This is a genomic window from Streptomyces sp. NPDC019443 (assembly GCF_044389785.1).
GTDB lineage: Bacteria > Actinomycetota > Actinomycetes > Streptomycetales > Streptomycetaceae > Streptomyces.
The window spans coordinates 213837-224682 of the sequence record NZ_JBIRYJ010000005.1 but is presented as its reverse complement, the minus strand read 5'-3'; the positions used below and the strand labels follow the sequence as shown (position 1 = coordinate 224682).

8 protein-coding genes are annotated in these 10846 nt (G+C 70.8%); 2 read left to right on the top strand and 6 right to left on the bottom strand.

Annotated features, from left to right (window positions below):
• On the top strand, nucleotides 1–1466 hold a 1466-nt coding region (locus tag ACH492_RS18340; protein WP_398987731.1), incomplete at its 5' end, for an AMP-dependent synthetase/ligase.
• Here ACH492_RS18340 and ACH492_RS18335 read toward each other — a convergent pair.
• Both ACH492_RS18335 and ACH492_RS18330 read right to left on the bottom strand, forming a co-directional pair.
• Complete coding sequence (locus ACH492_RS18335) at nucleotides 1467–3086, bottom strand: GMC oxidoreductase (RefSeq protein WP_398987729.1); 1620 nt, start codon at nucleotides 3084–3086, stop codon at nucleotides 1467–1469. It lies immediately after the preceding gene.
• 86 nt (nucleotides 3087–3172) lie between these two features.
• A complete protein-coding gene (locus ACH492_RS18330) occupies nucleotides 3173–4315 on the bottom strand; it encodes a glycosyltransferase family 4 protein (RefSeq protein ID WP_398987727.1) in 1143 nt (380 codons plus the stop codon).
• Between the two features lie 100 nt (nucleotides 4316–4415).
• Here ACH492_RS18330 and ACH492_RS18325 point away from each other — a divergent pair, with 100 nt between their 5' ends.
• Nucleotides 4416–5699, top strand: coding sequence for a glycosyltransferase 87 family protein (locus ACH492_RS18325; protein WP_398987725.1), 1284 nt, complete (start codon nucleotides 4416–4418; stop codon nucleotides 5697–5699).
• Here the strand turns inward: ACH492_RS18325 and ACH492_RS18320 are convergent.
• The 4 genes from ACH492_RS18320 to ACH492_RS18305 form a co-directional block, all read right to left on the bottom strand.
• Entirely contained in the window at nucleotides 5653–6864 is a 1212-nt protein-coding gene (locus ACH492_RS18320) for a hypothetical protein (protein WP_398988364.1), read from the bottom strand. The genes ACH492_RS18325 and ACH492_RS18320 overlap by 47 nt on opposite strands.
• Nucleotides 6865–6923: 59 nt before the next feature.
• Complete coding sequence (locus ACH492_RS18315; protein WP_398987723.1) at nucleotides 6924–7952, bottom strand: NlpC/P60 family protein; 1029 nt, start codon at nucleotides 7950–7952, stop codon at nucleotides 6924–6926.
• Nucleotides 7953–8125: 173 nt separating this feature from the next.
• The gene (locus ACH492_RS18310; protein ID WP_398987721.1) at nucleotides 8126–9151 is read right to left on the bottom strand and encodes an NlpC/P60 family protein; all 1026 of its coding nucleotides are present in this window, start codon (nucleotides 9149–9151) and stop codon (nucleotides 8126–8128) included.
• Nucleotides 9152–9477: 326 nt separating this feature from the next.
• Nucleotides 9478–10839, bottom strand: coding sequence for an NYN domain-containing protein (locus ACH492_RS18305; protein WP_398987719.1), 1362 nt, complete (start codon nucleotides 10837–10839; stop codon nucleotides 9478–9480).
• Between the last annotated feature and the right edge of the window lie 7 nt (nucleotides 10840–10846).

The following is a 10846-nucleotide window of genomic DNA, read 5'->3' as shown; positions in this document are numbered from 1 at the left end:
GAATCCTCGGCGACTCGGGCGCGGTCGCGGTGATCGTCGAGGGCGAGGCGCACGCCGCCGCCGTCGAGTCGGTACGGGACCGGCTGCCCAGCCTGCGCCACAGCTGGCAGATCGAGCAGGGCGCGGTGGAGCAACTGACCGCCGCCGGCGCCGAGATCTCCGACGAGCTGCTCGACGAGCGCAGCGGGAGCGCCAAGGCGGACGACGCGGCGACCATCGTCTACACATCCGGGACCACCGGCCGCCCCAAGGGCTGTGTGCTCACCCACCGCGCGTTCTTCGCGGAGTGCGGCAACCTGGTCGAGCGCCTCAAACCGCTGTTCCGTACGGGCGAGAGCTCCGTGCTGCTCTTCCTCCCGGCCGCGCATGTCTTCGGCCGCATGGTCGAACTCGCGGCCGTGATGGCCCCGATCAAGCTCGGCTGCGTACCGGACATCAAGAACCTCACCGACGAGCTCGCCTCCTTCCGGCCGACGCTGATCCTCGGTGTGCCGCGCGTCTTCGAGAAGGTCTACAACTCGGCGCGCGCCAAGGCGCAGGCTGACGGCAAGGGCAAGATCTTCGACAAGGCCGCGCAGACGGCGATCAGCTACAGCCGCGCGCTGGGCACCCCCGAGGGCCCGTCGATCGGTCTCAAGTTCAAGCACAAGGTCTTCGACAGGCTCGTCTACAGCAAGCTGCGGGCGGTGCTGGGCGGGCGCGGTGAGTACGCGGTCTCCGGCGGCGCACCGCTGGGCGAGCGGCTGGGGCACTTCTTCCGCGGCATCGGCTTCACGGTGCTGGAGGGCTACGGCCTCACCGAGTCGTGCGCGGCGACCGCGTTCAACCCGTGGGACCGGCAGAAGATCGGCACGGTCGGTCAGCCGCTGCCGGGCTCGGTGGTGCGGATCGCCGACGACGGCGAGGTGCTGCTGCACGGCGAGCATGTCTTCCAGGGGTACTGGAACAACGAGGCGTCGACCGCGGAGGCGCTGGCCGACGGCTGGTTCCACACGGGCGACATCGGCACCCTCGACGAGGACGGATACCTCGCGATCACGGGCCGCAAGAAGGAGATCCTGGTCACCGCGGGCGGCAAGAACGTCGCTCCCGCGGTGATCGAGGACCGCATCCGCGCGCACGCGCTGGTCGCGGAGTGCATGGTGGTGGGCGACGGGCGGCCGTTCGTGGGCGCGCTGGTCACCATCGACGAGGAATTCCTGGGGCGTTGGGTCTCGGACCACGGCAAGCCGGCCGGTTCGACGGCGGCCTCGCTGCGCGACGATGTGGATCTGCTCGCGGAGGTCCAGCAGGCGGTGGACGACGGCAATGCGGCCGTCTCCAAGGCGGAATCGGTGCGGAAATTCCGCATTCTCTCCTCCCAGTTCACTGAAGAGGCGGGACACATCACGCCGTCGCTGAAGCTGAAGCGCAATGTGGTGGCGAAGGACTTCGCCGACGAGATCGAGGCGATCTACCGCGGCTGATCAGCCGCTGGGGTCCTCGGCGAGGATCCGGGTCATGTTCCGTTCGGCGAGCGCCGTGATGGTGACGAACGGATTGACCCCGATCGAGCCGGGGACCAGGGCGCCGTCGGTGACGTACAGCCCTGAATACCCTTTGGCGCGGCCGTAGTTGTCGGTTGCCCGGCCCAGTACGCAGCCGCCCAGCGGGTGGTACGTGAAATCGTCGGCGAAGGTCTTGTTGCCGCCGAAGAGGTCGTACCGGTAGATGGTGGCGTTGACCCTGTTGATGCGGTCGAAGAGCGATTTGGCCGCTTTGACGGAGGGCTGGTTCTGCGACCGGGTCCAGTCGAGCTTCGCCGAGTCGGTCGCCGCGTCGTACGCGAAGCTGCCGCGCTCCGGGTTCTTGGTGATCGCCAGATAGAGGCTGATCCAGTGCTCGAACCCCATCGGCAGCGGCGCTATCTCGGCGAAGACGGGGTTGGTGGGATTGGCCCAGTCGTCGATTCCCATGGTGGGCATGGTCGCCTGGTTCGCCCCGACGGTGTCCCAGATGTGGTTGGCGCGGCCGGTCATCACATTGCCGTTGTGGCCCCAGCCCTTGCCGACCTCGGTGCTGAGTCCGGGCAGGGTGCCCTTCTCCCGGGCGCGCAGCAGGAGTTCGGTGCTGCCGATACTGCCGGCGCCGAGGAAGAGCTGCCTGCAGCCGATCTCCTTGGTCTCGACGACGCGGCCCGCGGTGTCCGTGCGGTCCACGGTCAGGACGTAGCTGCCGTCAGGCTCTGTCCGGATACCTCTGGCCCGGCTCATGGTCTGGATGGTGACGTTGCCGGTGCCGAGCGCGGCGGCGAGATAGGTCTTGTCGACGCTGCGCTTGCCGTGGTTGTTGCCGTAGATGACCTCGCCGCCGAGCGCCGACCTGGTGGCCTGGCCGGCGGCTTCGCGCTGCATGTAGCCGAAGTCGTAGACGTTCGGCACGAAGACGGCCTTCAGTCCGGCGTTCTGGGCGTGCTTGCGCGAGATCCGCGAGAAGCGGTACCACTCGGTGGACTCGAACCAGGCCGGGTCGACGGTGTTGACGCCCAGCATCTGGCGGGCCCGCGGGAAGTACGTGCCGTACATCTCCGCGGCGTCTACCTGGGGCAGCACCTCGGAGAAGTACGTACGCGGCGGGGTCACCGCCATTCCGCCGTTGACCAGCGATCCGCCGCCGACTCCCCGGCCGACGAAGACGGACATCTCGGCGTAGCGGACCCGGTCGAGGACACCGGGGTAGGGGCTGATGTCCTTGTTGACGACGTCCAGCCAGAGGAACGTGGCGAGCGGCGCCTCGGTGCGGGTGCGGAACCACATGGAACGCCGATCGGGCGCCCCGGTGGTACAGAAGATCTTTCCGTCCGGGCCCGGGGTGTCCCAGAGCCGGCCCATCTCCAGGACGAGGGTGCGCACGCCCGCCTCGCCGAGGCGGAGGGCGGCGACGGCGGCGCCGTAGCCGGAACCGATCACGATGGCGGGGGCGTAGTCGGCGGCCGCCGGCTGGATGGCGGCTGCCGAGGAGAGACCAATGCGGGTGAAGCCGAGCGCGGCCGCTGTCTGCAGGGCGGCGATACCCAGCAGTTGACGGCGCGTCAGATGTGATGTCATGTCCGGAGCATGGGCGGAATCTCACCTTCCGCCCATGCTCCGCGCGGCTTAAAACTGACGCACCATCAAAAAAGACTTTACGCAGCTCAGAGAAGTGTCCGAAGTTTCTCGGCCAGCAGGTCCCAGCGCCACTTGTCCTCGACCCACTCCCGGCCGCGCTCCCCCATCCGCTGCCGCAGCCGGGGATCTTCGAGCAGGGCCACGATCCGCTCGGCCGACTCCTCGGCCGAGCCGCCGCGGACCACCCAGCCCGTCTCTCCGTCGAGTACGGCGTCGGGGGCGCCGCCCGAGTCGCCCGCGACGACCGGCAGACCGGTCGCCGATGCCTCCAGGTACACGATTCCGAGGCCCTCGACGTCCAGGCCGCCCCTTCGGGTACGGCAGGGCATCGCGAAGACATCGCCGGCGCCGTAGTGGGCGGGCAGCTCCTCCCAGGGCACGGAGCCGGTGAAGCGGACCGACTGCGCGACCCCGGTCTCGTTCGCCAGCTTCCGCAGATCGTTCCCGTACGGACCGCCGCCTACGATCAGCAGCACCGCCTCCGGCACCTTCGCCAGGATCTCGGGCATCGCCAGGATCAGCGTGTCCTGGCCCTTGCGCGGCACCAACCGCGATACGCACACCACCACCGGCCGGTCGGCGAGCCCCAGGCGCTCCCGGACCGCGTCCCCGCCCGAGCCCGGATGGAAGGTCTTCTCGTCGACGCCGGGCGGCAGTTGGACCATGCGGCCGGCCGCTTCCGTCGTCAGCGCGGCGGCTATGCGCGAGCGTGTGTACTCACCCAGATAGGTGATCGTGTCCGTGCCCTCGCCGATCCGCCGCAGCAGCTGCCGGGACACGGGCAGCTGCGCCCAGCCCGCCTCATGGCCGTGCGCGGTGGCCACCAGCCGCCGCGCCCCCGCCCTGCGCAGGGCGGGCGCCATCAGACCGAGCGGGGCGGCCGCCCCGAACCACACGGATCCGCAGCCGTGCTCGCGCAGCAGCTGGGTCGCCCTTCGGGTGACGCGCGGGGTCGGCAGCAGCATCGTCGTACGGTCTCGTACGACCGTGAAGGGCTGCTCGGCATCGAACGCGGCGGTCGCCTCGGCACCCTCGCGGCCGCGCTTCCAGGTGGAGGCGTAGACGACGAGCTGCTCCGGGTCCAGCCGCAGCGCCATGTTGTGCAGGAACGCCTGGATGCCGCCGGGCCTGGGCGGAAAGTCGTTGGTCACGATCAGGGTCTTGTGCATCGCCGCCGACAGTACCCAACGGCCCAGCCTCACCGCTCAGGCACAGCCCTGCCCGGCATCATGGGCACCCACAATTCCCCATGAATGGGATGAGGTGCTCATGGCGGACGCAAGCGGCAGCGGCGGCGGCACGCGGCTTCCCCTCCCGGTGTGGATCGTCCCGGTGTGCATCGTTCTGGTGTGGATCACCACCAGGACCGCGCTGCTGCTCTGCGTCTTCAAGGTCGTCACCTTCCCCGGCCCCGATGTGACCAGCGACATCTCGGTGATCTACCAAGGCTGGTACGAGGTGCTGAAGACCGGCACCTTCCCGCTGGACGACGTCGCCTGGCAGTACCCGCCCGCCGCCGCGCTCGCGATCCTCTCCCCCGCCCTGCTGCCCTTCCTCGGCTACGCATCGGCCTTCTTCGTCCTCGCCCTGCTCTGCGACGCGCTGGTGCTGAGCCTGCTGCTGTACGCCGGCGGGCGGCCAGGCAAGTCGCAGCGCGGCAGCTGGGTGTGGGTCGCGGGCGTACCGCTGCTGGGCCCCACCGCGTACGCCCGCTACGACCTGATGGTCACGGCCGTCGCCGTCGCCGCCCTGCTGGCGGGGGCACGCCATCCGCGCACCCTGGGCGCGCTGGCGGGCTTCGGTGCCCTGCTGAAGGTCTGGCCGCTGCTGCTGGTCGTGGGCACCCCGCGCGGCCGGGCCACCCGCCGTTCCTGGGCCACCGCGGCGGGCACGGCGGCCGCCCTGGCGCTGCTGTTCTACGCGACGATGCCGGGCGCGCTGGCGTTCCTCACCTTCCAGCGCGACCGGGGCACCGAGATCGAGTCGCTGGGCGCGCTGGTCTTCCAAGTGGCGCGGCACTTCGGCTGGCACGGCGAGGTGCTGCTGAACTACGGGTCGGTGGAGTTCGTCGGCCCGTACGTCACGCTCGTCTCCACGCTCGCCCTCGCCCTCACCCTCCTCGCCTTCGGCTGGCTGGCCCTGTGGCGGCTGCGGGCACAGAAGTTCGCGCCGAGCACGCCGTGCGACGCGGCGTTCGCCGCGGCATTGCTGTTCACCACCACAAGCCGGGTGATCAGCCCCCAGTACATGATCTGGCTGATCGGCCTGGCCGCCGCGTGCCTGGCCTTCCGGGGCAGCCGGATGGCTCTTCCCAGCTGGCTGGTGCTGGCCGCCACGGGGGTCACGCTGCTGGAGTTCCCGGTCTGGTTCGCGCACGTGGTGGCCGGCGACCGGCTGGGCGTGCTGCTGCTGGCCGTACGCAATGGGCTGCTGGTCGCGGCGACGCTCACCGCGTGCCTGCGGCTGTGGCGGCAGACGGTGGCCGAACCGCGCCGCCGCCTGTCGCTCAGCCGTCCAGCCGCTCGCGCAGATACTCCCGCCAGCGCACCGTGAAGTCCTCCCGCGTCGTGCCCAGTACATCGGCCATAGCCTTCTCGACAGCTGCCGCCCGGTGCTTCCCCGCGCCGACGGCCCGGTAGAACGACATCAGCTTCTTCTCGCCCCAGCGCGCGGCGATCAGCTCGCAGGCCAGCCAGCCGCCCTCGTACGCGCGCGCCAGCTTGTCCCCGCCGCCGAAGGCGAAGTCCTTGTCGGACGGCAGCGCGGTCGGCACATCGCCGCGCACGACCGCGCGCTGGAGTTCGGGGGCGGTCTGCCCGGCGCTGCGGCCCGTGCCGCGGTACGCCGCCCAGTCGGCGAAGCCCTCCGAGAGCCACATCGGGGTGGCCGCCGAGGTGTACGCGCGCGTAGCCACATGGGCCGCCTCATGCGTGAGCACGATGCCCTGGCCGGAGTCGCCGAGCGCTCCGTACGCCTCGGGGTTGACGATCACCCGGTCAGCGGGCGCTGTCCCGGCCGCCCCGGTCTCGCCCGTGGTGACCGCCGCGATCCCCCGGTACCCGGCCGCGGGCGCCCCCAGCAGCCCTCCCATGGCGTCCAGCGAGGCGGGGACCAGGATCACCAGGCGCCCCGCCCAGGGGGAGCGCCAGACGTCCGAGACGGCGGGCACGGCCCGGTCGGCCTTCGTCGCGAGGGCACGCAGCCGCGCCACGTCCTGGCCGACGGCGAGGACCAGGCTCCGCTTGCCCCGGACGACCTGGACATCGCCCTGCTGCCAGAGCTGCTGGCCGCCCTGCTTGCTCGCGCGGTCGGCCGTGATGTACCAGCGGCCCTCGTGTTCGGCGAGCTCCAGCGTGCGGGAGGCGGTCACCGGGGCGGTGTCGTAGCCGTCGATGCGGTAGCGCAGTTCGGCCTCGGCGACCGCCCGCGCGCCCTGCCGTTTCACATCGCTCAGCCGGTACTCCCAGGAGCGCAGCGGCACATCCGCGAGGTTCTGGAACTCCCTGCGCTCCGTGGCCCGCAGCACCGGTGCCTTGGGATCGAGCGCGGCCAGATAGGAGCTCTCGTCATGTCCGAGGACGGCGGCCGCACGCCCGTCGAGCGTGCGCTGGATGTCCCGCATGGTGGTGTCGGACGCCTCGGGGGCCGCGCAGCCGGACGCCAGCAGGGCGGCGGCGAGGCACAGCCCCGCCGCACGCCGTACCGCTCGACGCCCCATGCGCCCCCGACCTGCCACGTGGACGATCGTACGGAACGCGGCGCGGAACGGAACACGGCTCAGACGCGGGTGACCGACGAGATCGGCATCATGCCGACCGGGTCGTAGCGGACCGCCGCTCCGGGGTAGGGCGCGTGTACGACCTGCCCGTTGCCCATGTACATCCCGACATGACTGGCGTCGCTGCGGTACGTCACGAGGTCGCCGGGCCGCGCCTCGGACAGCGAGACCTGCCGGCCCGCATACCGCTGCGCCTGCGAGGTGCGCGGCAGCCCGACGCCCGCCTGCGCGTACGACCACTGGGTGAGCCCCGAACAGTCGAAGCCGGAGGGCCCGTTGGCGCCCCACACATAGGGGCGGCCGACGGCGCTGCGGGCCGCCATCACCGCGGCGGCCGCCCGCGAGGAGGCGGGCGCGAGGCCGGAGAGCTCGGGCAGGGAGCCGCGGCCGGAGCGGGATGCCCGGTCGAAGGCGGCGCGGTACTCGGACGGAAGGGCGTTCAGCAGCCGCTGCGCCTCGGCGAGTTTGCGCTCGACGGTCTGCTTGTGGTGGGCGACGGCGTTCCGGCTGCGCTCCAGCTCTGCGAGGTCGTGGTAGGCCTCCGTGCGCTGCTGGCCGAGTCTTCGCTGGGCCCGCCGAAGGTCCTGCAGGTCGGTTGCCTGCCGCTCGCTGATCCGGTCCAGGGTCGCCGCCTTGTCGAGGTAGGTGTCCGGGTCGGCGGAGAGCAGCAGGGCGAGCGCGGGGTCGATGCCGCCCGACCGGTACTGGGCGCCCGCGACCGAACCGAGCGCTCCCCGCATCCGGTTGACGCGCTCCTGGCCGCGGGCCACGCTGTCCTGCGCCTGCGCCACCTGCTCGCGCAGCCGCTCGACCCGCTCACCGGCCTTGTTGAAGTGCTCGGTGGCCCGCTCGGCCTCCTCGTACAGCCGGTCGACCTTGGCCCGGGCGCTCTCCGCGGTGTCGTGCGGGTCAGCGCTCGCCGGTGCGGCCCCGAGCGCCGCAGCGGCCGTTGCCGCCGCGGCGGACAGAACGGTGACCCGGACACTCTGAGTGAGGCCGGACTGTGAAAGCCGTCGATGGGGCGCCACGGGCCGCGCTCCCTTCCGCTGTACGAGGGATGTTGCGCGGCAGACAGTAGCCGGGCGATCACACAGCGGCCAACGGCCCTGACATGCACAGAAAGTGACGCCCCGCCGGAGACCACAGGTCACCGGCGGGGCGCGACGTCAGTTAAAGGCGCGGGAAATCCCCCGATTGGGCGTCAGATGCGTACGCCGAACTGGAACGGCATGTTGTTGATCGACTCGTAGCGCACGCTGGCACCGGGCTTCGGGGCGTGCAGCACCTGGCCGTTGCCCGCGTAGAAGCCGACGTGGTGCATGTCTCCGTAGAAGATGACCAGGTCGCCCTGCTGGAGCGCACCCTGCGAGTAGATGCGGGTGCCGGCGCTGGCCTGCGACTGGGAGGTGCGCGGTATGGAGACACCGGCCTGCGCGTACGCCCAGGAGGTCAGCCCGGAGCAGTCGAAGGAGCTGGGACCGGAGGCGCCGTAGACGTACGGCGAACCGATCTTGCTCTGGGCGGCGGAGAAGGCCGCGCCCGCGCGCTGTGAGGCGGGGACCGAGTTGCCGAGATCCGCACGCGAGCTGGCGCGGTTGGCGCGCGACTCGTCGGCGGAGAGGGCGGCACGCTCCTGCGCGGTGAGCGAGTTGAGGAGCTTCTGCGCGGCGGCGAGCTTGGTCTGGACTTCCTTCTTCTTCTCGCCCAGCTCCTTGCGGGTGCTGGCCAGGTCGGCAAGCTTGTCCTGGGCCTCCTGGCGCTGCTGCGCGAGGGTCCGCTGCTTGGCCTGGATCTCCGACAGCGCCTCGGACTGCTTGGCGCCCAGCTGGTCCAGCGCGGAGGCCTTCTCCAGGTAGGTGTCCGGGTCCGAGGAGAGGAAGAGCTGCACCGCGGGGTCGATGCCACCGGAGCGGTACTGGGCGCTCGCCACCGAACCGAGGCCGTCGCGCAGGGTGTTGAGCTCGTCCTGTCCGCGGGCGACCTTGTCCTGCAGGGCGTCGACCTGCTTCTGGATCTTCCCCTGCTGCTCCTTGGCCCCGTTGTACTTCTCGGTGGCCGCCTCTGCCTCTTCGTAGAGCTTGTCGACCTTCTCCTTGACCTCGCTCTTGCTCGGCTTCGGGTCGGCCTGTGCGGCCTGGGAGGTCAGGGCAACGGCCGCGGCGGCGGTCGCGGTGAGCACGGTCACACGGGTGCGGCTCGGCTGCTTGGGACGACGGTGGGACGCCACGAAGGCGAGCTCCTTCTTCCTCGAGCCGCCTACCGGGCTGTGGGGGGTTGAATCCCCGGCGTCCGCACTTCAGGTCCTTACGGGGAAATAAAGGACTGAACTGCACGAACTCGGCGGTTCCTTCGCTGTCGCCCCGGGTGAGCGATCAACCGCGCGAAGGTTCGAGGCCCGACCCTAGTGACCTTCCTGTGATCAGTTCAAATCCTGTCGAGAAAAATCTCGGTCGCTGAGCGTTTTCTTTACCTGCATCACACGCGTAGTAATTGCCACTTGACACTACGTCCGTCAGACAAATAGCCAATTCGGGCATTTGGCACGGCAGTTAACTAGACGCGCGAAAGCCGCTTCAGCAACAAGGCGGACGCGACGGGCCTCGCGCCCGCCTTCGCCACTCCGTCGGCGACTTCGCGGTCGGTGGAGACCACCACGACGGGCCGCCCCGGCGGCTCCGCCCGTACCAGCTGTCGGATCAGTTCGTCGGCGGTCACGCCCGGCTTGGAGAACAGCACCCGCACTCCGCGCGGCGGTGCCAGCAGCACCGGAGCGGCCAGCTCCGCCCCGTCGAAGACACAGGTGATCTCGGCGCCGGTCTGCGCCGCGAGCACCGACAGACCGCCGAGCAGCCGCAGCCGCTGCTTCTCCAGCGGCATCGTCGGATAGCCGGTCTTGGTGACGTTGTAACCGTCCACCACCAGATGCGCCTGCGGCAGCGCGAGCAGTTGGTCGAGGAGCGCGGGATCGGACTCGGAGAGCGCACGGGCCGCGATGTCCTTGGGCGACATCCGGCCCGGCTCGACCGCGTCGACCGTGTCGGCGGGATGGACGGAGACGGGCGGCAGGGCCAGTTCCCGGCGCAGCCCCTGGGCCGCGTCGAGTACCGTGTCCAGCAGCAGCCGCAGCCGCATGTCCTCGATCGAACGACCCTCCCGGGCGGCCCGGCGGCTCGCCTCCAGCGCGGCCTCCGCCTCGCCGAGGCGGGCCTTGAGCCGGCGGCTCTCACTCTCGGCCGCCGAGACCTGCGCCGCGGCCTCCGACCTGATGGCTTCGATTTCGGCGTCTCTACGGCGCAGAGCGGCCTCGCCGCGCTTCACATCGCTCTGGGCGCTGCGCAGCTTTCGGCGAAGCGTTTCGGCTTCCTTACGGGCCGCCTCCAGCTCCGTGCGCAGCCGCTCGGTCTCGCTCTTGGTCAGGCCGCGAGCCTCCGTCAGCTCTTCGCGCAGCCGCTCCAGCTCGCGCCGCCCGGCCTCGTCGGCGCGCTCGGCGTCCGCGCGCTGGGCCTCCTCACCCGCGGCGGCGACAAGTTTCACCCATCCGGTGGGTCGCAGCACATAGGCGGCGGCCGCCACATCGACGGGGTCGGCGGCCGCGGGCGGCGATCCGGACTCCAGCGCCCGGGACAGCTCCGGCTGGGCATGGCTGAGCCGCTCGCCGATACGCTGCCGGAAAACCGGGTCGCTCTCGAGGGCGGCGGCCATCGCGTTGCCCGCGAATTTGGCGCGCCGGGTGGGGGTGAACCGGGCGTACTGCCGCAGCTGGGCCGGAAGTTCGGCAACGGTCAGGCCGCCGAAAGCATCCGAGACCAGCGCCATGACCCTGCGCCGTACGCCTTCCGGCAACGGGCGGTCGAGCGCCTCGGCGGCGTCACCGGCCGCACCGGCCGGCTCAGCGCCGCTTGCAGGCTGCTCCACGATCCGT